Here is a 22,997-nt window from a genome sequence, read left to right as displayed (position 1 = left end):
GTGACGCGGGTGCGCAGATGGCTGCCCGGGCTGCTCCTGGTGTCGCCGTCGATCATCCTCATCGCGGTCTTCGTGTACGGCCTGCTGGGCTGGAACTTCAAGCTCGCCATGACCGACAAGCACGACGAGATCGCGGAGATCCCCGGCAACTTCGTCGGGCTGGAGAACTTCACCGGCATCTGGAGCGAGGAGCGCTGGGGCCTGTCGGTCCGGCACTCGATCATCTTCACCGTGGTCTTCGTCGGCGGCGCGCTCGTCCTCGGCTGGCTCCTGGCCTTCCTGATGGAGAAGGGCATCCGGGCGGAGAGCGGCTTCCGCGCCGTCTACCTGTTCCCGATGGCCGTCTCCTTCATCGCCACCGGGGTGGTCTGGCGGTGGCTGATGAACAGCGCGACGGGTGAGCGGGCGGTCGGGCTCAACCGGCTCTTCCACTACCTCGGAGTCGACTTCCTCCAGTGGCAGTGGTTCCGCGACCCCGACTGGGGCATGGCCGCCATGGCGATCCCAGCGATCTGGCAGATGTCCGGATACATCATGGCGCTGTTCCTCGCCGGGTTCCGGGGTGTGCCCGAGGAACTGCGGGAGGCCGCCCGGGTGGACGGCTGCAGCGAGTGGGGCGTCTACCGGCACGTGGTGCTGCCGATGCTGCGCCCGGTGACGCTGTCCGCGCTGATCATCCTCGGCCACATCTCGCTGAAGGTCTTCGACCTCGTCGTCGCGGTGTCGGGCAAGCAGATCATCACCGACGTGCCCGCGACGTTCATGTGGACGGCGGTCTACGACTCGCACGACCCGGCGAAGGGCGCGACGATCGCGTCCTACATCGTGCTGTCCGTCGTCGTCTTCGTCGTGCCCTACCTGATCTGGGACGCCCGTAAGGGGAAGCGTTCATGACCGCGCACGTCGCCGAGAAGGCCCCGCGCACGGCGCCCGCCCCGGTCCGAGAGCGGGGCAGGACCGCCGCGTGGGTGCGGCTCGTCCTCCTGCTGCTGTTCGTCCTGGTCTTCCTGATCCCGGTCTACGTGCTGCTGGTCACGAGCTTCAAGCCGCTCAGCGAGGCCGACCCGGCGCAGGCGTGGAACCTGCCGAAGGTGTGGACGACCGAGGCGTGGAGCGTCGCCTGGGAGAAGCTCGAGCCCGGCATCGTCAACAGTTTCCTGCTCGCGATCCCCGGCTCGCTGATCTCCGCGGCGCTCGGGTCGCTGAACGGATACGTGCTGTCCAAGTGGCGCTTCCCCGGCGCGGACGTGCTGTTCACACTGTTCCTGTTCGGCATGTTCATCCCGTACCAGGGCGTGATGATCCCGCTGGTGCAGCTCATGGTGGACGTGGGCGACGCGCTCGGCGTGCAGTTGTACGGCGGCATCCCCGGCCTGGTCCTCGCCCACGTGGTGTACGGCATCCCGATCTGCACGCTGATCTTCCGCAACTACTACGTCACGATCCCCGACGAGCTGATCGAGGCGTCCCGCGTGGACGGCGCGGGGATGCTGCGGACGCTCTGGTCGATCGTGCTGCCGGTCTCCGGCCCGGCGTTCGCCGTCGTGATCATCTGGCAGTTCACCTCGATGTGGAACGACTTCCTGTTCGCGGTCTTCCTCACCGGGCCGAGCTCGTGGCCGACCACGGTCATGCTCAACAACATCGCGGGCGCCGTGACGACGCCGTACAGCCAGCAGATGGCGGCGGCGATCCTGGCGTCCATCCCCACGATGGTCATCTACGTGCTGCTCGGCAGGTTCTTCATGCGCGGCCTCATGGCGGGCGCGCTCAAGGGCTGACTCTCAGGAATCGAGCCGGCCGGCCACCAGCGCGTCCCCAAGGGGAGTGCGCCGGTAGAGCACCCGCCGCCCGACCCGGGCGCCGGCGACCAGCCCGGCCGCGCGCAGCGCGGCCAGGTGGCCGCCGGCCGTGCCGAGCGCCAGCCCGAGGCGGGCGGCGAGCTGCGTGGTGGTCGCCGGGGTCTCCAGCTCGGCCAGGACCCGGGCGCGGGACCTGCCGACCAGTCCGGCGAGCGCCGCCGCGCCGCCCGCCCGTGGGTGCGCCGCCGCCACCCCCCGCGCCGGATACACCAGTGCGTACGGCCACGCCTCGTCGAGGTAGGCGATCACCTTGCGGACGAAGAGGCTGGGCAGGAACAGCAGGCCGCGGCCGCCGAGCCGGTGCCGCTCGTCCCGGTCGCCGGAGGCCGCCACCTCGATGCGGGCCGGTGCGTCGGCCTCTTCCGGCCGCCAGCGGACCCGCGGGCCGAGGTCGCCGAGCGCCGCCGCCCAGCCGTACGTCGCCAGCCGCCCGGCCCGCTGGATCACGTCGCGCTCCAGGATCGCGTGGAAGCGCGGCCACTGCGGCGCGACCAGCTCCGTCCAGGTGCGCTCCAGCCCGTCGGCCAGGAACGCGACCACGTGGTCGTCCGCCAGGATCTCCATGACGTCGGCGGGCGGGGGCGGCCGGCCGTCCAGCGACATCGCGATCTCGGTCCGCGCCCGCTCAAGGGGGGTGGCCCGCATCGCCGCGATCTCCTCGGCGAAGGAGACGTTGATCCCCGTGGGCGGCGGCGCGATGAAGTCGGCGATGTAGGCCCCCTGGCGGAACAGCGCGACCATCGCCCGCGCCCCCGGGCTGCCGGCCAGCAGCCGGGCGAACCGGGGGCGCGCCACCGCGGCCCAGGACGCGTGCGCCCCCGCCTCCAGCCGCCCCGACAGCATCCACATCGCGTGCATGGTCTCGTTGAGCGGGGAGATCGCGAAACGGCTGGCCGCGACGTCCTGCGGGCTCACCTCGATCCGGTACAAACGCCCACCCTTCGGCAGTTTCCGAAACGTTAGCGCGGCCGGAGGCGGCGGGCCGAGCATGTGTGCCGGGAGGTGGGCCGTGACCGTGGCCGCGAACCAGGAGAGATCGACGTTCCGGGCGTGCTTCGCCGTCCCGGAGTTCCGCGTGCTCTTCGGGAGCCAGCTTCTGCTGGTCCTGGGCGACACCGTGAAGATGCTCGCGTTCTCCGTGCTGGTTTACGCGCGCACGGAGTCGCCGGGCCTGGCCGCGCTGGCGTACATGATCGGGTTCCTGCCGCAGGTGGCGGGCGGGATGTTCCTGCTGTCGCTCGCCGACCGGTGGCGCCCGCGGGCCCTGATGGTCGCGGGCGACCTGCTGCGCGTGGCCACGTGCCTCGTCCTCGGTGTCGGCGACCTGCCGATCGGGGTCATGCTCGCGCTGGTGTTCGCGGCGGGCGTGCCCACGCCCCTGTTCTCGGCCGCGCGCGCCGCCGTGCTGCCGGACGTGCTGGTGGGAGATGCGTACGTGCTCGGCCGCGCGCTGTTCACCACGACCTCGGCGGGCGCGCAGGTGGCCGGGCTGGCCGTCGGCGGCGGTCTGCTCGCCGTGACCGGCCCTCTCAGGGCGCTGCTGATCACCGCCGCGCTCTCGCTGGGCAGCGCGGCGGTGACCCGGTTCGGGCTGCGCGACCGCCCGGCGCGCGCCGCGCACTCCGCCCCGCATCACCGGGCCGGGGCCGTACGGACGACGCTACGGGTCAACCGGGCGCTGCTGGCCGACCGCGCCGTCCGGGGACTGCTGCTCGCCGGATGGCTGCCGCCGATGCTCGCGATCGGTGCGGAGGCCGTCTACGTGCCGTACCTCACAGGCGAGGGGGCGCCGTGGGGCGCGGGGGTCGTGCTGGCCGCCGCGGCGGCGGGCATGGGCGCGGGAGAGTTCGCCGTCGGCAGGTTCGCCCCGCCCGCGGTGCGCGAACGGCTGACCTTCCCGCTGGCGCTCGCGCTGGGAGTGCCGCTGCTCGGGTTCGCCGCCCGCCCGGGGGTCGCCGGCGCGGCGGCGCTGGCCGCCCTGGGCGCGGCGGGGCTGGCCTACAACCTGGGGCTCCAGCGGCGGTTCCTCGACACGGTTCCCGAGGCCGCCCGCGGGCAGGCGTTCGGCCTGCAGACGTCCGGTCTGATGACGGCCCAGGCACTGGGCGCCGCCGCCGCGGGCGCCCTCGCCGAACTGGTGCCCGCCCATCTCGCCATCGCGCTGTCGGGCTGTGGCGTGATCGCCGTGGTGCTCACGCTGCGGCGTGATCTGCGCGGCGCCCTGTCGTCCCGCGTCAGCCCGCCGTACGGTCCCGGAGAGACAGGGGAGGGCGTTCGCCCGAGCCCCGCGGGATGAGCCGCGTGGCCAGTTCGATCCTGCTGGTCGGCCCCTCGTCCCCGGACAGGCGCATGAACAACAGGTCGGCGGCCGTGCGGCCCAGCCGGGTGGGATCCTGCGCCACCACGGTGACGCCCAACAGGTCGGCCAGCTCGAAGTCGTCGAACCCGACCAGAGCGAGGCCTCCGGCGGCGCCCGCGTCGGCGGTGTCCGTGAGCGACGCCAGCGCCCGCAGGATCTCCACGGTGGTGCGGCCGTTTCCGGTCAGCAGGGCGGTCGGGGGATCGAAGGCCGTGAGCAGCCGGGTCAGGTCGGCCCGCATCCGCGCCGGGTCCGGCGGCCCCATGACCACCAGGCCCTCGTCGTACGGCAGGCCGGCCGCGGCCAGCGCCTGCCGGTAACCGCGCAGCCGCTCGGCGGCGGTGAAGATCCCGGGGGAGTCGCCGAGGAAGGCGACGCGGCGGTGGCCGTGCGCGATCAGGTGGGCCGTGCCCGCCCGTGCCCCGCCCGTGTTGTCGCAGAGGACGGTGTCCGCCTCGCACCCCGCGCCGGGCGGGCGGTCGGCGAAGACCGTCTTGATCCCGGCTTCGAACTCGGGCGCGAGATAGGCGTGGTCCCTCCCCGCGGGCACGATGATCAACCCGTCCACGCGGCGGGCGCAGAAGGCGAGCACGAGGTCGCGCTCGCGGTCCGGGTCCTCCCGGGACGAGCCGCTGAACAGCAGGTAGCCGTGGTGCAGCGCGGCGTCCTCCACCGCCCGGCTGAGGCTGGAGTAGAAGGCGTCGGCGACGTCCTCGATGACCAGGCCGATGCTCGCCGTACGGCCCCGCCGCAGGATGCGCGCGCTGTCGTTGCGGCGGTAGCCGAGCCGCTCGATGGCCGCCTGCACACGACCGGCGGTCGCGGTGTTGACGCCGGGTTCGTTGTTGACGACGCGGGAGACGGTCTTGAGCGCCACACCGGCCGCGGCGGCCACGTCGTTCATGGTCGGACGGCCGCGTCTCGTCTCTCCCACGCAGGGATCATCTCCCATTTCAGCGCCGTAGACAACGTTGTCAGTTCCATGGTGGGAGATGGTCGTTTTTGTGGGGATGTGGGGGTGCGTCAGGGGAGGTCCGCGCGGCTCGCGCCCCCGGTGGCGCGCAGGTCGGCCTCGATCCCGGCGGCCGTGGCGAGCAGCGGGGGCAGCAGGTCGCGTCGCGCGGACTCCGGCGTGGTGCGGCTGGCGTGCGAGGAGACGTTGACCGCCGCCGCCACCCGGCCGTCGCGGCCCCTGATCGGCGCGGCGATCGACCGCAGCCCCTCCTCCAGTTCCTGGTCCACCATGGCCCAGCCCTGGGCCCGTACCTCGTCGAGCGCGGTGCGCAGGGCCACCGGCGACGTGGCGGTGTGGGGGGTCAGCCGCCGCAGGTCGGCGCGGGCGAGGTAGGCGTCGAGGTCCTCCGGGGACAGCCCCGCGAGCAGCACCCTGCCCATCGAGGTGCAGTACGCCGGGAAGCGGGTCCCGATCGCGATCGTCACGCGCATGATCCGGGCCGTCGGCACGCGGGCCACGTAGACGATCTCGGTGTCGTCCAGCACCGAGACCGACGCCGACTCGTGCACCTCGGCGGCGAGCCGCTCCAGGTGCGGCAGAGCGACCTCGGGCAGGGACAGGCTCGACAGGTAGGCGTAGCCCAGCTCCAGGACCCGGGGCGACAGGGCGAAAAGCCGCCCGTCGGTCCGCACGTAGCCCAGGCCGGCGAGCGTCAGCAGGAACCTGCGCGCCGCGGCGCGGGTGAGACCGGTCTTGCGGGCCACCTCGCTGAGCGTCAGCTCCGGGCTCGTCGCGTCGAACGCCCGGATCACCGCCAGGCCCCGGGCCAGCGACTGGACGTGCTCCTCCGCCATGGCCGCCCACCTCCCGACCGAACCCTAGCGCCGGACGGGGCTCGGGACACCGCGCCGGTAGGGTTTGGCGGGTGACGAGAGGGATCATGGTTCATCGGGGAGATGCGCTGCTCATCGCCGGGTTCGTCCTGGCGGCGCTCAACCTGAGGCCCGCTCTCGCGGGCGTGTCACCGCTCCTCCCGGCCATCATGCGGGACCTCGGCCTCAGCCCCGCCGGTGGCGGCGCCATCACCACGGTGATGGTGGCGTGCCTCGGCCTGCTCGCCCCGGTCGCGCCCGCGCTGGCCACCCGCATCGGGCTGGACCGCACGCTGCTGGCCGGGCTGCTCGTCCTGGCCGCCGGCGTCGCGCTGCGCAGCGCGGACGGCGTGCCCGCGTTGTACTGCGGCGCGGCCCTGGCCGGCACGGCCATCGCCGTCATGAACGTCGTCATGCCGGGCCTCGTCAAACAGCACTTCCCGGACAGGGTCGGGCTCTTCACCGGCCTGTACGTCTCGGTCATGGTGGGCGGGGCCGCGACGGCCTCGGCGGCGATGGTCCCGCTGGCGGAGCAGGTCGGCTGGCGGGTCGCGGCGGGGTCGGCGGCCCTGCTCGCGCTGCTGGCGGCGGCCCTGTGGCGCGTGGCGCTGACCAGGGCGGCGTCGCTTCCGGCGGCACAGGCCCGGACGAAGGCGGCCCAGCCGGAGGTCTCCCCGGCCGAGGCGGCGCGATCGGTGGCGGGCCCGGAGCAGCCGTCGTCCCCGGAGGCGCGCGGGGCCCGCCGTCCCCGGCCCGGCGACCCCGGCCACCGGCCGTACGCGACCCTGCTCCGCGCGCCGGCGACGTGGCCGGTCATGGCGTTCATGGGACTGCAGTCGCTGACCTTCTACGTCCTGCTGGCCTGGCTGCCGACCGTGTTCCAGGCCGCCGGCCTGCCCGCAGACGAGGCGGGATATCTGCTGGGCCTGACGAACCTCATGCAGATCGCCGCGGCGCTGGTCGTCCCCCTGCACGCGGGCCGGGCCCGATCCCAGACGCCGCACGTGGTCGTGGCCGTGCTGCTGACCGTCGGCGGATATCTGGGGGTGCTGCTCGCGCCCACCGTCACGCCGTGGCTGTGGATGATCGTCCTCGGGCTCGGCCAGGGGGCCTCGATCGCGCTCGCCCTGCTGATCATCACGCTGCGGGCGCCGGATCCGGCCTCGGTGACCGCGCTGTCGGCGGTCGCCCAGTCGAGCGGTTACCTGCTGGCCGCGATCGGGCCGCTCGCGTTCGGCCTGCTCCACGAGCTGTCCGGCGGCTGGACCGTGCCCCTGCTCGCCGGGCTGGGCGCCTGCGGCCTCCAACTGGTGTCGGGGATGCTCGCCGCCCGCCCGGCGCGGACGTAGTCAGCGCGGCAGCCGTTCGAGGTCGATCTCGATGGGGAACGGAGTGCCGACCGTGAGCCGGGTGTGGTGGACGCCGGTCACCTGGTAACCGGCTCCGCCGGCGTCGAGTTCGTAGGAGTAGACGAACGGCCGCCAGCCGGTGCTCTCGACCCGCCAGAAGTGCGGGATGCCGGCCGCCGCGTAGTGCCGTGGCAGCACGTCGCGGTCGGGGACGGCCGAGTCGGGGCCCGCGATCTCGATGACCAGCCCCACCTCCTCGGCGAGGTAGCAGGTCCTCCGGTCGTCGGAGGCGGCGAGGTCGTCCACCAGGGACACGTCGGGGCGGGCACGCCGCTCCGGCTCCAGCAGGACGTCCATCCGGCTGACCGCCACCAGGTCGCCCGGCGCCTGCGCGTTCAGCGCCGTGCGCAGGCCGTAGGCCACGCGTTCGCGGAACCGTGTCTGGGGGCCGGTGGAGATGAGGCCGGCGTCGAGGCTGTCGTCCCCGCCGTCCCGCTGCTCGCCGACGGCGGGACGGGGCGGGGAGAGCCGATCGGGGACGCCCCCGGCCCCGTCTCCCGGACGAGGCTGCAGCCAGTCATCGAGCACGCTGGTCATAGCAGCAGACTAGCGTCACGGTGCGTGATGACCGAACTACTCGCACTGCCCTAAGCCGGGTCGAGCGGGCGCAATTCGTCCGCGTATCCGACCGAAAGGCGGCGCATGGTCCCGTCCTCGGTGATGGAGTACTGCCCCATCCGCCACAGGGGTGGGGAGTACGCGTGGATCGAGACCGAGCCGGGCGCCTCGCCGGTCAGCCGGTGGATGTGGTCGGGCCCGAAGGAGAAGGCGTCGCCCGCCACGACCTGCGTCTCCAGGTGGGCGCCGCCGATGCGCGGGTTGCACTCCTTCAGCTCACCGGCCACGACGCGGACCGCGCCGGAGGAGACGTCGTGGTCGTGCCAGCCGGTGTCGTCCCCGGGGCGCCAGCACAGCAGCCACACGTCCACGTACGAGTCCCGGTGCAGGGAGACGTAGTGGCGTCCCCCGTCCTCCGCGCCCTCGAAGCCGAGGTGGTGACGCCACAGCTCGGGCCGCCCGGCCAGGTCCTCCACCAGGGCGAGCAGTTCGCGGCGGTCGAGCGTGCGTGCGGGCAGGTCGGCGAAGGAGGCACACAGCGCGCCTTCCTGGATCGTGGGCGTGCTCATTACGGCGACTCCTTCCGGGACAGCAGGCGGCCGGGATTGGCCACGCGGACGGCGTGATCGATGGCTCGTTGTGCGGGGTCGCCGGGGTCCGGCCAGACCGACTCGGCGTACGGCTGGTCGCTTCCGGCGACGAGGACGTCGATCCCGAGTTCGCGGATCACCGCGTCGGCGGCCCGGGGGCCGTAGGACGACGTCTCGAGGAACAGGCCGGGGTCCACCAGGCCGCGCCCGGCGGCGCCCCGGCTCAACTGACGCTCCCTGTGCAGCGGGGCCAGCCCGGCCAGCAGCGCGAAGCACACCTTCAAGCGGGGATGCCGGGGCCGGCCGAACGCCTCGAACGCGTACCAGGCGGCGTGCATCTGCTGCACGTACGGCACGACGGCGGCCCACCACGCGGGGCCCGGGGCCGCGGCGGGGCCCGGGTGGACGAACAGCGGCAGGCCGCGCTCCTCCAGCACGTCGAGCAGCGGGGCGGCCAGGGCCAGTCCCCGGGCGTCGCCGAGCGCGGTCGCCGGAAGCTGCAGCCCGGCCAGGCCTCGGCCGGGGGCCTGGCCGGGGGCGTGGTCGAGGACGTGCGCGAGCCGTACGGGGTCGGGGTCGGTCACCGGGGCGGCGGCCCAGGCGCCGAACGGCGCGGGCAGCGCGCGGGCGTCGGCGTGGTAGGCGTCGATGAGCGGCCACGCCTCCTCCGGAGGCAGATGCTCGATGCCGAGCGGGCTCGACAGGGAGACGAGGGCGAGGTCGAGGTGGGCGTTGCGCTTACGCCGGATCTCCACGTCGTGGTCGGCCGGGTCCGCTTCGTACGGCGGCTCGCCGTCGAGGACGAGCGTCCATCCGTCCAGGAACGGCGGGCGGGTGCGGCGGCGCAGCGCGTCGACGAGGGACGGCGTCCACAGGTGCTGGTGCACGTCCACGCTCATCGGCCCGGCCCCTCCGAGAAGTCCTAATTCCCTACTCAGAATACATGATTATCGGCCGGGTGTGACCCCGGGGCGGATCGCGACCCGCCCCGGAGCCGGTCAGTCGTCGCCGAGGATCATGTTGAGGAGCCAGCTGATCACGCCGACGACGATGGCGCCCCAGAAGGCGGCCATGAACCCGTCGACGTGGAAGGGGAGGTCGAGCTGCTCGGCGAGCCAGCTCGTGAACAGCAGCAGGGCGGCGTTCACCACCAGGGCGAACAACCCGAGCGTGAGCACGTAGAACGCGCAGCCGATCGTCTTGATGACCGGCTTGATGACGGCGTTCACGAGGCCGAAGATCAGCGCGACCGCGAGGAGGGTGCCGATCTGCCTGGCCGTGGAGCCGGCGCTGACGGTGATGCCGTCCACCAGCTTGGTGGACGCCCACAGGGCCGCGGCCACCACGATGATCTTGAGTATGACCTTCACCTCAAGAATCCTTCCATGGCACGGCAAAGAGTGCGCGGCTCCCGTGTGGCCGATGCGGGGCGGACTCGCGCCGAAGGCCGGGTGGGGCGGCAAAAAGCTCGTCCGCTTCCGGCGGTCTTTCTCCCGTGGCGGGGGTATAAGGGGCAAACCTGGGGGAAACCCACGAGTTGGGGGTGAGATCGAATGGACGTGGAAGAGCTCGAGTCGCTCCCCGCGAAGGAGCTGCACGACCGCGCCGTGCGCTACGCCGTACGGCACGGCGACCTGGGCTTCCTGTGGGAACTGCTGAAGGTCATCCCGGCGGCCGAGGCCGCCAGCGGCAACACCGGCGAGACCGCGAACGACCTCAGCAGGGTCTCGGCGCTGCTCAGCGACGCGATCGGGGCGGGCGAGGGCGAACTCGGCGACGCGCTCCGGCCGGTCTACGTCGACTATCTGTCCAAACATCCCGACGCCTGAGCGCGTCCCGTCCCCGGGAGCGCTCAGCAAGCTCTCATCTCCGCACGTCACAATGGCGGCGTGGTCAAGACACAGGTGCTCGTCGTCGACGACGAACCCGAGGTCCGCGACGCGATCGCGCGGGCGCTGCGCGTGGAGGGATACGGCGTGGCGACCGCCGGGGACGGCGTGGACGCCCTCGACGCCATCGACGGCGTCGCGCCCGACCTCGTGGTGCTCGACGTGCTCATGCCGGGCATGGACGGGATCGAGGTCTGCCGTGCGCTGCGCGGCGACGGCAACCGGCTGCCCGTGCTCATGCTGACGGCCCTGGACGGCATCGGCGACAAGGTGGCCGGCCTGGACGCGGGCGCCGACGACTACCTGGTGAAGCCGTTCGCGCTGGAGGAGCTGTTCGCCCGGGTGCGCGCCCTGCTCCGCCGCGCCGCGCCGCCCCCGGAGGCGGGCTTCGCCGACCTGGTCCTGCTGCCCGACAGCAGGCAGGCCCGGCGCGGCCGCCGGCTCATCGACCTGACGAGGACCGAATACGCCCTGCTCGACCTGCTGATCCGCAACGGCGGCCAGGTGCTGACCCGGCAGGTCATCCTGGAACGCATCTGGGGCTACGGCTTCCGGCCCGGGTCCAACCCGCTGGAGGTCTACATCGGCTATCTGCGTAAGAAGACCGAGGCGGGGGGCGAGCCGCGGCTCATCCACACGGTCCACGGCCTCGGCTACGCGCTCAGGGAGCCCGCCGCCTCTCTCGCCGGGGAGGAGCCGTGAAGCTCCGCTGGCGGCTCGCGATGGCCTCCGCGCTGGCCGGCGCGGTGAGCGTGATCGTCGTGATCGTGGCCGCCTACGTCATCACCTGCCGCCGGGTGGAGTGGGCGATGGACCACTACGGGACGTACGAGAGGTACGGCGACCGGCCCCCCAACGGCGTGCTGGCCGCCCTCGCCGACGTGGACGACCTGGGCTGGCCCTTCGTCGTCGTGGCGCTCGGCGGCCTGGTGCTCTCCGGGGCGCTCGGCTGGCTGGCCGCCCGGGCGGCGCTGCGGCCGGTCAACGCGCTCAAGGACGCCGCCGGACGGGTGGCCACCACCCGTGACCTGACCACCCGGATCGACGTGGCGGGAGACGACGAGCTGAGCAGCCTGGCGTGCAGCTTCAACGCGATGCTCGACGCCCTGGAACGCTCCGCCAAGTCGCAAAAGCGCCTCGTCGCCGACGCGTCCCACGAGTTGCGCACCCCGCTCACCGCCCTGCGGACCAACGTCGAGCTGCTGATGAGGGGAGACCTGCCGCAGGAGGTCCACGACGAGGTGAGCCGGGCCGTGGTGAGCGGCCTGGAGGAGTTGACGGCGCTCGTCTCCGACGTGGTCGAGCTGGCCCGCGACGAGGAGCCCGCCGTGCTGGTGGAGAGCGTGCGCCTCGACGAGCTCGTGGAGCGGGAGGTCGCCCGGGCGGCCCGGCACTGGCCGTCGACCGCGTACTCCGTCTCGGTGGAGCCGATGGTGGTGCGGGGCGTGCCCGACCGGCTCGCCCGCGCCGTCGCCAACCTGCTCGACAACGCGGCCAAGTACAGCCCGGCCGGTGGCCTGGTCGAGGTGTCGCTGCGGGGCGGCGTGCTGACGGTGCGCGACCACGGCCCCGGCATCTCCGCCGACGACCTGCCGCACGTCTTCGACCGCTTCTACCGCGCGCCCTCGGCGCGGGCGCTGCCCGGATCGGGGCTCGGCCTGGCCATCGTGGGCCAGGTGGTGGACAGCCACGGCGGAAGTGTGTCGGCCAGCGCCGCCCCCGGCGGCGGCACGCTCGTCCGTCTGGCCCTGCCAGTAGGGTGATGTCATGGGCTCTGTACGCGTCGAGCGGACCGAGGACGGGTTCGTCGCCCGCAACGAGCGTGGCGCCGAGATCGAGATGGGCACGGGTGACGGCCTGTTCAGCCCGGTGGAGCTGCTGCTGGCCGCCGTCGGCGGATGCAACGTCATGACGGTCGAGCCGCTCACCGCCAAGCGGGGCCACCGGCTCGTACGGCTGGCCGTCGAGGTCTCCGCCGAGAAGGAGAGCCCGACCCTCCTGCGCTCGGTCACGGTGACGTACGACGTGGAGCTGCCCTCGGAGGACTCCGGCGAGGTCTTCGAGGCCGTCGCCGAGCGGGTGCACGAGCGTCACTGCACGGTGAGCCGGTCGCTGCAGAAGGGCACCGAGGTCCGGCTGGACCTCGGGAGTTAGCACGGCCGGGCGGGGGGCCGCCCGGATGTAGGCCGGAAATCAACCTGCCGATGACGACTTCATGACAGGGCCCCTTGTAATGTTGAAGCAGGTCCTCGGGAGAGGCCGACAGACTTTCTTGATAAAGGACGCGGATGGGGGAACCGCGTCCGGAAAGCGGGGGACCCGCCGGTGCCTTTGGGGAGGGCATTCCTGGCGGAACCGCTTTGATCCGGAGCCGGGCAGTTGGGGGACTGCCCGGCTCCGGCATTTCCAGGGTCCTTCACCCGTTCTCCCCCCGCCACGGTCTGGGTGCCGGTCGCCTCGCGCGGGGTCTGCCCGGCCGCCGAAGCCACGCCGGCCGCCCTGGGAGCCCCGGCCGCCCTGGGAGTCCCGGCCGCCCGGGCACATCCCGCCGGGTGGTGCCCCGACCGCCGCGGACCGCGTCCGGCGTACCCCCTTCACCTGGCCGTCCGCTTCCCCCGGCCGCCGGCTCCACCTTGATTCCCGCCTGCCGGCCCCGCCTTGATTCCCGCCCGCCCGCCCCTCCGTCGGCCTATCGCCCCCATGAGGGCGTCTCCACGGCAGGGAAAGACCCTTTGCATTCGTAAACCCGGGAGGCTTCGTCTCGCCGGGCGTCCGCGCTTTTGCGGCGGAATGCTTTCCCGCGTCGTTCCCGGTGATTTCCTTTGTGTTCTCTTGCCGTAAGGCCTTCCGATTTTGCCTCGCGCGGATCGGGCGCCCGGTCACGCAGCGTCGGCATCACCGCGGGCAGAGGGGCCCACCACGGTCCGGCTTGGGATAAACAGGACCATGGGTAGATCTTCTGGGAGTTATGCGGCTTTTACTTTGCTCCGTCCTGACTCGTCCTGTAGTGTCCTGTTTGCCGCCAACCGGTGGCTGGTTTGGACTTGGAGAGGAGATCACCGTGGGTGACCCCACATCGACCTCTGAGCCAAGGCATTTCGGATCACACGTCTGACCCACGACGGCCTTCCGGCCGATCGCCATAGCTTCCGCGCACACGCCTCCGGGTGAACGACCTCTCGTACCCGGACACGTGGCCCGTCTTCGCGGTCTGCCGTTCGCAGGTCCCTAGATGACGCATGGCCATCCTCTGTCGTCTCAACGAAAGATCCCCAGCCCTGATGAAGACTCTGTTTGACCTGCGTGGCAACCGACGCCTCAACGCCGCGGCCGCGCTCGCCGGTGTGGCGGCCGTCACCGCGTCCCTTGTGGCCGCCGCGCCCGCACCCGTCGAGCAGCCGGTCAACGAGGCCGCCCACTTCTCCGCCGCCGCCCCGGCGCGCGAGCTCGCCTTCGCCATCCCCGCGCATGAGGAGGTCCTGCTCCAGGGCAGCACCACCGGCTCGTACTTCTGGGACGACTCCTCGGGCCGCCAGGGCGACACGGGCCTACCCGCCATCGGCAAGCCCATGCAGAAGGGCATGTTCGCCAGCCCGAGCTGGCCGCTCGGCACCGAGGGCTACGTCTTCTACAAGGGCAAGAAGGCCAAGTTCTTCATCGGCGACCGCGGCCCGGGCGTCCCGTCGGACAGCGGCATCATGCTGGACATCGACGGCAAGACCTTCGCCGAGCTGACCGGCACCAGCTGGAACGAGGACACGCTGACCGTCAACGGTGACCTCGGTCACATCCCGATCCAGTACGTCGTCACCAAGTGGGGCAACGGACCGGGTACGCGCGGCGAGCCGATGCCGTTCTCCAGCGGCGCCTGGCGGAGCTGACCCCGAAATCCGATCACGTGGCGATGTGCGCGACCTTCGCGGGACTGCTAAGGTTACGGGCATCGCAGGCGCCGCTAGCTCAGTTGGTTAGAGCAGCTGACTCTTAATCAGCGGGTCCGGGGTTCGAGTCCCTGGCGGCGCACAAAACGAAAGCCCAGGTCGGCACAGCCGCCCTGGGCTTTCGCTGTTCGTCGGTCGTCTCATCCCCGCAGAAGCCTGGTCATGAACACGCTGTTGGGGTCGGGCCGATAGTCGGCGAAGGGCTCGCAGTATTCGAACCCGAACTTCTCGTACAGCCGTCTGGCGGGCAGGAAGAAGTCGGCCGAGCCGGTCTCCAGGCTCAGGCGGGCGAAGCCCAGCCGCTCGGCCTCGGTGAGGATGTGCCGCAACAGCAGGGAGGCGATCCCGCTGCGTTTGCGCGCCGCGGCGGTCCGCATCGACTTCAGCTCGGCGTGATCGGCGTCCAGCCTCTTGATCGCACCGCAGCCGACGACGGCGGCGCCGTCCAGCACCGACCAGAACCTGATCTCGGGCACGCGGAGACCGTCGAGATCGAGGGCGTGCTTGCTCTCCAGGGGGGTGATCGACCTCATCTCCCGGACGTGTTCCAGGAGGAAGTCGGCGATCTGCGGGCCGGACAGGTCGTCTTCGACGATTCTCATCTGTTCGCTCATCCAACGGGGTCGACAGCACTGTCCCGCACTCTAGGCCGCCGCCGCGCGCCTTCCGGTGCCGGCGGCGCTGCCGAAGGTGTTGGGGGGAAACGTGCAGCGGGCAAGGATCCGGTCGATACGCCATAGAATGGACGCGGAGTGCCGGGAAGTCTGGTCGGCGGTCGTCGAAACCGAGCCCGGAAACGGAGCGCCCATGGCCTCTCCCCGCCGACTGTCCCTCCTCGGTCCCACTTCCCGGGCCGAGACCCGCCGCATCGCCGACATCCTCCGCAAGGAGACGATCGGCGGCGCACTGCTCCTGTTCGCCGCCGTCGCGGCCCTCGTCTGGGCCAACTCGCCCTGGTCGGAGGCGTACGCGGGGCTACGGTCGGTCACGGTCGGTCCGGCCGGGTGGCACCTGGACCTCAGCCTCGCCAAGTGGGCCTCGGACGGGCTGCTGGCGGTTTTCTTCTTCGTCGCCGGTCTGGAGCTCAAGCGCGAGTTCGTGGCGGGGGACCTGCGCGATCCCCGGAGGGCCGTCGTTCCGGTCGCGGCGGCCGTCGGCGGTGTGATCGTCCCGGCTCTGCTCTATCTGCTGGTCAACGGACTCCTCGACGACGGTGCGATGCGGGGATGGGCGACCCCGACGGCCACCGACATCGCGTTCGCTCTGGCGGTGCTCGCCGTGGTGGGGCGGCGCCTGCCGGCCGCGCTGCGCACGTTCCTGCTCACCCTGGCCGTCGTGGACGACCTGCTGGCGATCGTGATCATCGCGGTGTTCTACACGTCGCACCTGTCGGTGGTGCCCCTGCTGGCGGCGCTGGCGCCGCTCGGCGTCTTCACCGTGCTGGTGCAGCGGCGGGTGCGCTCGTGGTGGCTGCTGCTCCCACTGGCCGGCCTGACCTGGGGGCTGGTCCACGCCTCGGGCGTGCACGCCACGGTGGCCGGCGTGCTGCTCGGCTTCGCCGTGCCCGTCCTGCGCAGTGAGAAGGCGGGCGGCCCGGAGGCGGGACCGGGGCTCGCCGAGCACTTCGAGCACCGGTTCCGCCCCATCTCGGCCGGGGTGGCCGTGCCGCTGTTCGCGTTCCTGTCCGCGGGGGTGCCGCTCGGGGGGCTGGGCGGGGTGACGAACCTGCTCACCGACCCGGTGCCGCTGGGTGTCATCGCCGGGCTCGTCGTGGGCAAGCCGCTGGGGATCATGGCGGCCACCTGGCTGACCGCCCGCTTCACCCGTGCCGACATCGACGAAGGACTGGCGTGGGTGGACGTCGGCGGGCTGGCGATCCTGTCCGGCATCGGGTTCACGGTGTCCCTGCTCATCGGCGAGCTGGCGTTCGGCCCGGGCACGCCCCGCGACGCCCAGGTCAAGCTGGCGGTGCTGGCCGGCTCGCTGGTCGCGGCGCTGCTGGCGACGGTGGTGCTCCGGCTGCGCGACCGTGCGTACCGGCGGCTCGCCGAGGCCGAGACCGCCGGATCCGAGGCCGCCGGATCCGAGACCGCCGGGGCCGGGCGTGCCGGGGCCGTAGCCACCGGCGACCGGGCTCCGTACGGCGAGTGACACCGCGCCCGGCGTCCCTCACCACATGACGGGCAGCGTGTCGAACCCTCCGGCCAGCCTGTCGGTGTGCGCCCTGAGCTCCTCGTACGGCACGGCGAGCGCGAGGGTGGGGAAGCGCGCGAAGAGGGAGCCGAAGACCGCGCGCAGCTCGACCCGCGCCAGGGACGCCCCGAGACAGTGGTGCGGCCCGTGGCCGAACCCGACGTGCGGCAGGGGATCGCGCCGCCGGATATCGAAGCTGTCGGGGTCGGGGTAGACGCGCTCGTCCCTGTTGGCCGCCGGGGTGGACAGCATGACCAGCTCGCCCGCCCGGATCCGCACCCCGGCGACCTCGACGTCCTCGTGCGCGTAGCGCACCAGCCCGTGCTCGCTGGGCGAGGCGACCCGCATGATCTCCTCGACCGCGCCGTCCAGGAGGGAGGGGTAGCTTCGCAGCGCGTCGCGCTGCGCGGGGTCGCGCAGGAACAGCAGCACTCCGTAGTCGATCTGGTTGACCGTGGTCTCGTGGCCGGCGAACAGCAGGCCGCCCGCGATCCTGGCGACGTCGTCCTCCGGCAGCGCGGCGTTCGCGAGGTCGGAGTAGACGTCCTCGGCCGGGTGGTCCCGCTTCGCCTTCACGATGTCGTAGGTGTAGGTGTTCATCTCCATCTGGGCGGCGGCGGACCGCTCGGGGTGGCGCAGGTCGGTCATCGCCTCGGCCATGGCCCGGAACCTGTCCCTGTCCTCGTACGGCACGCCGAGAAGCTCGCAGATCACCTGGATCGGCAGCGGGAGCGACAGGCCTGCGTGCAGGTCGGCGGGCGGGCCCTGCTCGGCGAGCCCGTCGAGCAGGCGGCCGGTCAGCGCCCCGACCCGGTCCGACAGGTTCCGCATGCGCCGGGCCGAGAACGCGGGGGAGAGCAGGCGCCGCATCTGCGTGTGGACGGACCGCTCCGTGGCGTAGTCGCCGGTCGGGCCGCCGAGCAGGGCGTTGTTCGACAGGCGGGCCGCGCTCGGCGGGTCCGGGTGGGAGCGGCCGAACCTGTCGTCGCCGAACACCTGCCGTATCTCCTCGTAGCCGGTGACGAGCCACGCCTCGTCGCCCATCGCGGTCGTGACCCTGGTTATCGGCGCCCTGCTCCGCAGTTCGCCGAAGCCGGGAGATATCTCCAGGACGTCCGGCCGGTCGAACGGCAGCCGTGGGAGTCCGGGCATGGGTGACCTTCCCTTCGCTCGATGTCGGCCCTTTCGAATCTCTCCCCTGACTCGTTGTCCGGCAAGGGAGTAAAACCATGTCCGGTGTGATCGGAGACGCGACGTTTGCCGCACGCCGCCAGCCGTGCCAGGCCAGGGGACCGACCGGGAACGCCAGTGTGGTTCCGGTGCCCGGCATGACACGGGTGGTACGGGAGGAACGGGACTCAAGTGGTGGTGAAGTCACCGCATCCGGCGGGAGATCTTCGTCGGGGCCGGGGTGGCGGCGCCGCCGAAGGGGGGAGGTCGCTTCTCACTACCAATCGTGTCCGGATGAGCACATCGTTGTCTCCCGGCACAGAGCCTGGAGGTGGTGACGAGTGCGGTTCTCAGCGGAGGACGCTGCCTGGAGACAACTGAGCAGCGAGTACGCCGGTCGCTGGTCGATCTGGAGGAGCGACGCCGGCCGCTGGTACGCGACCCGGCTGACCAGGTCGCTGTCCCGGATCGAGATGGACCGGGGCCTGATCATGACCGCATGCGGCGAGAGCGCGGAGGAACTGCGCGCGCTGCTCACCGCGCAGGACGGCCTGACGGGCCAGCCGCTCTCCTCGTGACGCCCAGGACGTGGGCCCGGCCCGCCGGGCTCACGCCTCGGCGTTAGGCCGGAGACCCGCCGGGGCTCATACGCCGGAGAGCTCGCACACCCGTGGTGAGGAGTCCCCGCCGGGCCCCCTGCGAGCGTCGTGGGACGGATGGGAAAATCCCTCTCATGACAGAACCAGCGGTCCGCGAACCCGTCCCCCCGACCGGCACACAGCACACGGTCGCCGCACACGGATACGAGGCGACCGTCACGGAGGTGGGCGGCGGCCTGCGCGCCCTGACGTACCGCGACCGGCCGCTGGTCATGTCGTACCCCGCCGCGGCGCAGCCCGTCGGCGGCGCCGGGCAGTTGCTGCTCCCCTGGCCGAACCGGGTGCGCGACGGCAGGTACGACGTCGACGGCGAGACCAGGCAGCTCGCGATCACCGAGCCCAGGACCGGCAACGCCGCGCACGGCTTCGCCCGGCTGATGCCCTGGAGGGTCCTCGACCGGGAGGACGCCTCGATCCGGCTCGGGCTGCGGCTGTTCCCCCAGTTCGGCTATCCCCACGTGCTCGACCTGACGGCGTCGTACGCGCTTGGCGAGGCGGGCCTGGAGGTCGAGGTGTCGGCCGTGAACGTGGGAGACGGTGTCGCGCCGTACGGCATGGGCGCGCACCCCTACCTCACCCTCGGCGAGGAGACGGTGGACGACGCCGTGCTGGAGGTGCCCGCGGCCGAGTGGACCCCCGTGGACGAGCAGAAGATCCCGGTCGGCCGCCGCCCGGTCGAGGGCACGGAGTACGACTTCCGCGAAGGACGCCGCATCGGCGGCACGGTGCTCGACACCCCCTACACGGTCCTGCGGCGCGACGCCGACGGGCTGGTGCGGGCCCGGCTCCGGGCGGCCGACGGCTCCCGTGGCGTGGAGTTGTGGGGCGGGCCCGGTGTCGAATGGCTCCAGGTCTTCACCGGGGACACGCTCGCCGAGCCGTACCGGCGGGCCGGAGTGGCGGTCGAGCCGATGAGCTGCCCGCCGAACGCCTTCGCGACCGGCGAGTGCCTGGTGCGCCTCGCGCCGGGGGAGCGGGTCGCCCACCGCTGGGGGATCGCCGCGCTGCCGGCGGCGTGAGAGGGCACGCCAGAAGGTGCGCGAAAGGGTTGTTGCGGGTCACGGCGGACATGTAGCGCGATTCGGACCTGCCGCATCGGTAGTCCGGGACGGGCTGGATTTCAGTTATTTTCACGCCGACACCGCCCGGGCGGAGGTGCCCCGCCGCCGCGGGGAAGGGGCCGGGGACGCCGGACGTGGCGCCGCTGACGTGCTCACACGCGAGGTGGAGGAGAGACGCGCCGCGTTCTTCTCCTTCGAGCCCATCACGGATCGGGCATTGACCGGAAACAATCTTGTTTCTTTGAATTCACATGACTGCGTTGCGTGCCGTATCTTGAGCCGTGGGAGCGCTCCCATGAGCCTAAGGAGGCGCGCGTGACTCTCCCCTTCGGTACGGCGCCGGTCAACCCGGCCCCCGTCTGGACCGCGGAATGCCTCCTGCCCGCCGTCGGCGCCAGCGTGGCGGAGGCACGCGCCCTCGTACGCCGCGAACTGTGCCGATGGGGCCTTGACGAGCTCGTCGACGACTGCTCCCTGATAGTGAGCGAACTCGCCTCCAACGTCGTACGGCACGGCGGCAACGTCTTCACCCTCCGGCTGGGAAGCAACGGCACCTGGGTGTACGGCGAGGTGTTCGACCAGGGCGAGGGCGTGCCGCACCAGCGTGAGGCGGACCTCGACTCCATCGGCGGGCGCGGCCTGCTCATCGTGGACGAACTCGCCGACGACTGGGGTGTGGCGAGTGGGGGCCGGGGCGGCAAGACCGTCTGGTTCCTCGCCGGAGCGGGCGGCCCCCCACTGCTGCCCGTCGTCCCGCACCAGTCCCGCATCGCCGTCGGCTGACCGCGCCTCCCACCGAACCCGGCCCGGCGCCTCAGGAAGTCTTCGCGCCGTCGAGGTTGGCGAGCACGGTGGCCGCGATCTCCTCGGGCCCGTGTGCGGAGGCATCCACGACAAGGTCCGCCACCTCGCGGAACCCCGGCAGTCGCAGGTCGCGCATCTCGGTCAGCATGCGTACCAGGTCGGGTTTGAAGTGCGGGCGATGAGGGCTCGACTTCATCCGCTCGGCGAGCACCTCGGGCGGGCCGTCGAGGAACACCACGAAGGCGGGGGCCAGCGCGCGGCGCGTCTCCACGTCCTCGACCGTGCTGGCGGCGGCCGCGATGACCGGGGCGGGACGGTCCGCCAGCGCGTCCCGCAGCACCAGCGCCTCGCGCGCGTGCAGTTCGTCGGCGCCGACGTCGGCGGCCATCGCCGCGGCGGTCGTGCCGTACTTCGCCTGCAGGTCGGCGTCGCTGTCGCGCATGGGACGGCCGAGCGCGTCGGCGAGAAGCCGGGCGACGGTGCTCTTCCCCGCGCCCATGAGTCCCATCACCACAATGGGGATATCGGTCATGATTCGCATGTTGCCCTATGCGGGCACCTGCATGCGACGTTTGGAATCCGTGGGAGGGATAGAGCAGAAGGCGAAGGAGGAAAGCCATGACCATCGCCGGAAGCATCATCCTCATCATGCTGGGGGCCATCCTCACCTGGGCGGTCGACTTCACCATCGCAGGCCTCGACATCCAGGTGATCGGGGTGATCCTCATGGTGGGCGGTCTGGCCGGGCTGCTCTTCGGCATCTGGCGCCTGACGACGGTCCGCCGCAGGACCACCGTCACCGCCGCCGCCCCCGTGGACGCCACCGCCACCCGCCGCCACGTGTACGAGGAGCGGCGCTACGACGACCCCACCATCTGATCTGACCCCCTCCGACGGACTTCCGACGGTCTGAAGGGAGGCACCGACCATGCCAGGACGTGAGGAACTGCCCTCGACCCTGGAGCGCTCGCCCAAGGAGGCCCAGGAGACCTGGATCAAGGCCCACGACTCCGCCGTCGAGACGTACGGCGAGGGCCAGCGGGCGCACCGTACGGCGTTCGCCGCGCTCAAGCACTCCTTCGAGAAGGTGGGCGACCACTGGGAGAAGAAGGAGAGGCGCGGACCGTCGGACGAGCAGGCGGAGAAGGGCACGCCGAAGCAGGGCGAGACGGCCGAGGGCGTCGACGCGAACGCCTCCAAGCAGCACCTCTACGACGTCGCCGGCCGTCTCGGCATCCCCGGGCGGTCCAGGATGACCAAGGACGAGCTCGTGGACGCCATCAAGAAGGCCAACCGAAAGGCGACCGCCAAGGCTCGCTGACCTGTCTTCCGTGCGCCGCCGGCAGCCCCCGCGAGGGCCGTCGGCGGCGCTTTCCCCAAGGGCGGGGTCAGGTGCGGAACGGGCCGGTCACGCAGTAGGTGATGCCGCCGGAGGACGATCCCGAGGTGCCGCGCTGGGAGGAGAAGTAGAGCCGGTTGCCGAGGGGGTTGAAGGCCGGCCCGGTGATCTCCGACGAGCTCTGGCCGTTGATCCTGAGGAACGGGGAGATCTTGTCGTCCGGTGTGATCAGGCAGATCTCCATGTTGCCGCCGTCCTCGGCCACGTAGAGGTCGCCGTAGGTCGAGCCGGTGACGTTGTCGACTCCGGTGAGGGGCGCGGTGCCCGGGCTGACGAGGCTGTCGTCGTAGGCGAGCTCGTAGGTGTTGCCGGTCAGGTCGACCTGCCAGACCCGGTTGTCGCCCTTGGTCGTGAACCAGACGGTGTCATCGGCGTAGTGGCACCCCTCGCCGCCGTTGAACGACTTGGAACCGGACACCTGGCTGCGAGTCGCCGTCGGCGAACCATCCGGGTCCGGGATGTTCGCCCAGGTGAACGAGCCCGATGTGCCTGATCCCGCCACCATGACCTGGAGGGTTCCGGACGACAGATCGCCCCACGTGGTGGGGATGAACCGGTAGAAGCGCCCGTTGGTCTCGTCCTCGGTGAGGTAGATCACCTTTCGTACCGGGTCGGCGGCGGCCGCCTCGTGCTTGAACCGGCCCATCGCGGGGCGCTGCACCGCCGCACCGCCGAACGGGTAGGTCTCGTACACGTAGCCCAGGCTGACCTCCTCGCACGACAACCACGTGTTCCAGGGAGTCTTCCCGCCCGTGCAGTTCTGCCGGGTGCCGGACAGGATCCGGTACGCCGACGTGGCGGCGCCGCTGGAGTCGAAGCGGATGGCCGAAGCGCCGCCACCGGGGTTGGTTTCGGAATTGGAGACGTAGATCCAGCCGCTGCCGTCGGCGAAACACGCGCCTCCGTCAGGGGCGTCGTGCCAGGTGTAGGACGTGCCGGGAACGACCTGGCGGGAGCGGGCGACCACCCGGCTGGTGAAGCCCGCCGGGAGCTGGATGCCGTTGGCGTCGGCGGCCTGCAGCGGGCCGTACGGGCCGGGGGCGTTCTGCGCCGGCGCGGCGAGAGCGGCGCCCTGCCAGAGACTGCCGCTGAAGGCGATCGTGCCGGCGCCGATCACCGACGCGCGCAGGAAGTGACGGCGTTCCATCGCGAGACCTCCTTGGGGGGCGGCCGAGGGGGCTCGGCCGAGGGGAGTCGGCCGAGGAGGCGGCCTCGCTGACAGTAAGCCGGGCGAATGGACATCCGTCTGGCGGAGGAGTTAACGCCGAGCCACATT

26 protein-coding genes and 1 tRNA gene are annotated in these 22,997 nt (G+C 71.8%); 16 read left to right on the top strand and 11 right to left on the bottom strand.

The features are described 5' to 3' along the window. The first annotated feature begins 9 nt into the window (after positions 1-9). Positions 10-894, top strand: coding sequence for a sugar ABC transporter permease (locus HHX30_RS23510; RefSeq protein ID WP_311922806.1), 885 nt, complete (start codon positions 10-12; stop codon positions 892-894). After that, positions 891-1,781 (top strand): carbohydrate ABC transporter permease, encoded by an 891-nt coding sequence (locus HHX30_RS23505; RefSeq protein ID WP_169984145.1) that lies wholly within the window; start codon positions 891-893, stop codon positions 1,779-1,781. The genes HHX30_RS23510 and HHX30_RS23505 overlap by 4 nt, the downstream gene beginning before the upstream one ends. 3 nt (positions 1,782-1,784) lie before the next feature. On the opposite strand, the gene HHX30_RS23500 is transcribed toward HHX30_RS23505, so the two are convergent. Continuing rightward, positions 1,785-2,792 carry a winged helix-turn-helix domain-containing protein gene (locus tag HHX30_RS23500; RefSeq protein WP_249350366.1) on the bottom strand — a complete coding sequence of 336 codons (1,008 nt, stop codon included), beginning with the start codon at positions 2,790-2,792 and terminating at the stop codon, positions 1,785-1,787. 79 nt (positions 2,793-2,871) lie between these two features. On the opposite strand from HHX30_RS23500, the gene HHX30_RS23495 reads away from it, so the two are divergent. After that, positions 2,872-4,158 carry an MFS transporter gene (locus HHX30_RS23495; protein ID WP_311922804.1) on the top strand — a complete coding sequence of 429 codons (1,287 nt, stop codon included), beginning with the start codon at positions 2,872-2,874 and terminating at the stop codon, positions 4,156-4,158. Here the strand turns inward: HHX30_RS23495 and HHX30_RS23490 are convergent. After that, a complete protein-coding gene (locus tag HHX30_RS23490; protein WP_311922802.1) occupies positions 4,097-5,155 on the bottom strand; it encodes a LacI family DNA-binding transcriptional regulator in 1,059 nt (352 codons plus the stop codon). The genes HHX30_RS23495 and HHX30_RS23490 overlap by 62 nt on opposite strands. Before the next feature lie 89 nt (positions 5,156-5,244). Continuing rightward, positions 5,245-6,030 (bottom strand): IclR family transcriptional regulator, encoded by a 786-nt coding sequence (locus tag HHX30_RS23485; protein ID WP_169984142.1) that lies wholly within the window; start codon positions 6,028-6,030, stop codon positions 5,245-5,247. 86 nt (positions 6,031-6,116) lie between these two features. On the opposite strand from HHX30_RS23485, the gene HHX30_RS23480 reads away from it, so the two are divergent. Beyond that, complete coding sequence (locus HHX30_RS23480; RefSeq protein WP_169984141.1) at positions 6,117-7,397, top strand: MFS transporter; 1,281 nt, start codon at positions 6,117-6,119, stop codon at positions 7,395-7,397. Here the strand turns inward: HHX30_RS23480 and HHX30_RS23475 are convergent, their stop codons facing one another. The 4 genes from HHX30_RS23475 to HHX30_RS23460 all read right to left on the bottom strand — a co-directional run bounded on the left by HHX30_RS23475 (position 7,398) and on the right by HHX30_RS23460 (position 9,975). Continuing rightward, entirely contained in the window at positions 7,398-7,994 is a 597-nt protein-coding gene (locus HHX30_RS23475; RefSeq protein ID WP_169984140.1) for a Uma2 family endonuclease, read from the bottom strand. It abuts the gene before it with no gap. Between the two features lie 50 nt (positions 7,995-8,044). After that, positions 8,045-8,584, bottom strand: a complete 540-nt coding sequence (locus HHX30_RS23470; protein ID WP_169984139.1) for a cysteine dioxygenase family protein — start codon at positions 8,582-8,584, stop codon at positions 8,045-8,047. Continuing rightward, positions 8,584-9,504, bottom strand: a complete 921-nt coding sequence (locus HHX30_RS23465; RefSeq protein ID WP_169984138.1) for an amidohydrolase family protein — start codon at positions 9,502-9,504, stop codon at positions 8,584-8,586. The genes HHX30_RS23470 and HHX30_RS23465 overlap by 1 nt, the downstream gene beginning before the upstream one ends. A gap of 99 nt (positions 9,505-9,603) precedes the next feature. Then, positions 9,604-9,975: a phage holin family protein gene (locus tag HHX30_RS23460; RefSeq protein ID WP_169984137.1), complete on the bottom strand. Its 372-nt coding sequence runs from the start codon at positions 9,973-9,975 to the stop codon at positions 9,604-9,606. A gap of 183 nt (positions 9,976-10,158) precedes the next feature. On the opposite strand from HHX30_RS23460, the gene HHX30_RS23455 reads away from it, so the two are divergent. From HHX30_RS23455 to HHX30_RS23430, 6 genes are all read left to right on the top strand, one after another. Further along, positions 10,159-10,434: a hypothetical protein gene (locus HHX30_RS23455; RefSeq protein ID WP_169984136.1), complete on the top strand. Its 276-nt coding sequence runs from the start codon at positions 10,159-10,161 to the stop codon at positions 10,432-10,434. A gap of 60 nt (positions 10,435-10,494) precedes the next feature. Next, positions 10,495-11,196 carry a response regulator transcription factor gene (locus HHX30_RS23450; RefSeq protein WP_169984135.1) on the top strand — a complete coding sequence of 234 codons (702 nt, stop codon included), beginning with the start codon at positions 10,495-10,497 and terminating at the stop codon, positions 11,194-11,196. Further along, on the top strand, positions 11,193-12,257 hold the full coding sequence (locus HHX30_RS23445) for a HAMP domain-containing sensor histidine kinase (protein ID WP_169984134.1): 1,065 nt from the start codon (positions 11,193-11,195) through the stop codon (positions 12,255-12,257). Before HHX30_RS23450 ends, HHX30_RS23445 begins: the two co-directional genes overlap by 4 nt. A gap of 4 nt (positions 12,258-12,261) precedes the next feature. Beyond that, on the top strand, positions 12,262-12,648 hold the full coding sequence (locus HHX30_RS23440; RefSeq protein WP_169984133.1) for an OsmC family protein: 387 nt from the start codon (positions 12,262-12,264) through the stop codon (positions 12,646-12,648). 1,127 nt (positions 12,649-13,775) lie between these two features. Continuing rightward, complete coding sequence (locus tag HHX30_RS43370) at positions 13,776-14,375, top strand: hypothetical protein (protein WP_169984132.1); 600 nt, start codon at positions 13,776-13,778, stop codon at positions 14,373-14,375. A gap of 68 nt (positions 14,376-14,443) precedes the next feature. Next, a tRNA-Lys gene (locus HHX30_RS23430) sits at positions 14,444-14,517 on the top strand. Between the two features lie 58 nt (positions 14,518-14,575). Here HHX30_RS23430 and HHX30_RS23425 read toward each other — a convergent pair. Next, positions 14,576-15,037 (bottom strand): GNAT family N-acetyltransferase, encoded by a 462-nt coding sequence (locus HHX30_RS23425; protein ID WP_169984131.1) that lies wholly within the window; start codon positions 15,035-15,037, stop codon positions 14,576-14,578. A 205-nt stretch (positions 15,038-15,242) separates the two neighbouring features. Here HHX30_RS23425 and nhaA point away from each other — a divergent pair, with 205 nt between their 5' ends. Continuing rightward, entirely contained in the window at positions 15,243-16,586 is a 1,344-nt protein-coding gene (gene nhaA / locus HHX30_RS23420; protein WP_169984130.1) for a Na+/H+ antiporter NhaA, read from the top strand. Positions 16,587-16,604: 18 nt separating this feature from the next. On the opposite strand, the gene HHX30_RS23415 is transcribed toward nhaA, so the two are convergent. Continuing rightward, positions 16,605-17,780 (bottom strand): cytochrome P450, encoded by a 1,176-nt coding sequence (locus HHX30_RS23415; protein WP_169984129.1) that lies wholly within the window; start codon positions 17,778-17,780, stop codon positions 16,605-16,607. Positions 17,781-18,139: 359 nt separating this feature from the next. Here HHX30_RS23415 and HHX30_RS23410 point away from each other — a divergent pair, with 359 nt between their 5' ends. The 3 genes from HHX30_RS23410 to HHX30_RS23400 all read left to right on the top strand — a co-directional run bounded on the left by HHX30_RS23410 (position 18,140) and on the right by HHX30_RS23400 (position 20,301). Continuing rightward, positions 18,140-18,376 carry a hypothetical protein gene (locus HHX30_RS23410; protein WP_169984128.1) on the top strand — a complete coding sequence of 79 codons (237 nt, stop codon included), beginning with the start codon at positions 18,140-18,142 and terminating at the stop codon, positions 18,374-18,376. Between the two features lie 155 nt (positions 18,377-18,531). Next, entirely contained in the window at positions 18,532-19,476 is a 945-nt protein-coding gene (locus tag HHX30_RS23405) for an aldose 1-epimerase family protein (RefSeq protein ID WP_169984127.1), read from the top strand. Positions 19,477-19,833: 357 nt separating this feature from the next. Beyond that, positions 19,834-20,301 carry an ATP-binding protein gene (locus HHX30_RS23400; RefSeq protein ID WP_169984126.1) on the top strand — a complete coding sequence of 156 codons (468 nt, stop codon included), beginning with the start codon at positions 19,834-19,836 and terminating at the stop codon, positions 20,299-20,301. A gap of 31 nt (positions 20,302-20,332) precedes the next feature. On the opposite strand, the gene HHX30_RS23395 is transcribed toward HHX30_RS23400, so the two are convergent. Further along, a complete protein-coding gene (locus HHX30_RS23395; RefSeq protein ID WP_211592419.1) occupies positions 20,333-20,854 on the bottom strand; it encodes a shikimate kinase in 522 nt (173 codons plus the stop codon). An 86-nt stretch (positions 20,855-20,940) separates the two neighbouring features. On the opposite strand from HHX30_RS23395, the gene HHX30_RS23390 reads away from it, so the two are divergent. Continuing rightward, positions 20,941-21,201: a DUF6458 family protein gene (locus tag HHX30_RS23390; protein WP_030505976.1), complete on the top strand. Its 261-nt coding sequence runs from the start codon at positions 20,941-20,943 to the stop codon at positions 21,199-21,201. A gap of 49 nt (positions 21,202-21,250) precedes the next feature. Then, on the top strand, positions 21,251-21,643 hold the full coding sequence (locus HHX30_RS23385; RefSeq protein WP_169984125.1) for a ChaB family protein: 393 nt from the start codon (positions 21,251-21,253) through the stop codon (positions 21,641-21,643). Positions 21,644-21,710: 67 nt separating this feature from the next. On the opposite strand, the gene HHX30_RS23380 is transcribed toward HHX30_RS23385, so the two are convergent. Then, positions 21,711-22,868: an alkaline phosphatase PhoX gene (locus HHX30_RS23380; RefSeq protein WP_169984124.1), complete on the bottom strand. Its 1,158-nt coding sequence runs from the start codon at positions 22,866-22,868 to the stop codon at positions 21,711-21,713. Positions 22,869-22,997: the final 129 nt, after the last annotated feature.

Origin of the sequence: Microbispora sp. H10836, from assembly GCF_012999525.1 — a bacterium.
In the GTDB taxonomy this organism is placed as follows: Bacteria; Actinomycetota; Actinomycetes; order Streptosporangiales; family Streptosporangiaceae; genus Microbispora.
Note: the sequence above shows the minus strand (reverse complement) of the source record. Positions and strands in the feature narration are given on the sequence as shown.

Bases quoted from the DNA above. Each gene is read 5' to 3' on its own strand.
- HHX30_RS23415 (WP_169984129.1), bottom strand. From the start codon at position 17,780: ATGCCCGGACTCCCACGGCTGCCGTTCGACCGGCCGGACGTCCTGGAG.
- HHX30_RS23425 (WP_169984131.1), bottom strand. From the start codon at position 15,037: ATGAGAATCGTCGAAGACGACCTGTCCGGCCCGCAGATCGCCGACTTC.
- HHX30_RS23485 (WP_169984142.1), bottom strand. From the start codon at position 6,030: ATGGCGGAGGAGCACGTCCAGTCGCTGGCCCGGGGCCTGGCGGTGATC.
- HHX30_RS23385 (WP_169984125.1), top strand. From the start codon at position 21,251: ATGCCAGGACGTGAGGAACTGCCCTCGACCCTGGAGCGCTCGCCCAAG.
- HHX30_RS23440 (WP_169984133.1), top strand. From the start codon at position 12,262: ATGGGCTCTGTACGCGTCGAGCGGACCGAGGACGGGTTCGTCGCCCGC.
- nhaA (WP_169984130.1), top strand. From the start codon at position 15,243: ATGGCCTCTCCCCGCCGACTGTCCCTCCTCGGTCCCACTTCCCGGGCC.
- HHX30_RS23390 (WP_030505976.1), top strand. From the start codon at position 20,941: ATGACCATCGCCGGAAGCATCATCCTCATCATGCTGGGGGCCATCCTC.
- HHX30_RS23465 (WP_169984138.1), bottom strand. From the start codon at position 9,504: ATGAGCGTGGACGTGCACCAGCACCTGTGGACGCCGTCCCTCGTCGAC.
- HHX30_RS23475 (WP_169984140.1), bottom strand. From the start codon at position 7,994: ATGACCAGCGTGCTCGATGACTGGCTGCAGCCTCGTCCGGGAGACGGG.
- HHX30_RS23380 (WP_169984124.1), bottom strand. From the start codon at position 22,868: ATGGAACGCCGTCACTTCCTGCGCGCGTCGGTGATCGGCGCCGGCACG.
- HHX30_RS43370 (WP_169984132.1), top strand. From the start codon at position 13,776: ATGAAGACTCTGTTTGACCTGCGTGGCAACCGACGCCTCAACGCCGCG.
- HHX30_RS23405 (WP_169984127.1), top strand. From the start codon at position 18,532: ATGACAGAACCAGCGGTCCGCGAACCCGTCCCCCCGACCGGCACACAG.
- HHX30_RS23470 (WP_169984139.1), bottom strand. From the start codon at position 8,584: ATGAGCACGCCCACGATCCAGGAAGGCGCGCTGTGTGCCTCCTTCGCC.
- HHX30_RS23480 (WP_169984141.1), top strand. From the start codon at position 6,117: ATGGTTCATCGGGGAGATGCGCTGCTCATCGCCGGGTTCGTCCTGGCG.
- HHX30_RS23455 (WP_169984136.1), top strand. From the start codon at position 10,159: ATGGACGTGGAAGAGCTCGAGTCGCTCCCCGCGAAGGAGCTGCACGAC.
- HHX30_RS23505 (WP_169984145.1), top strand. From the start codon at position 891: ATGACCGCGCACGTCGCCGAGAAGGCCCCGCGCACGGCGCCCGCCCCG.
- HHX30_RS23395 (WP_211592419.1), bottom strand. From the start codon at position 20,854: ATGACCGATATCCCCATTGTGGTGATGGGACTCATGGGCGCGGGGAAG.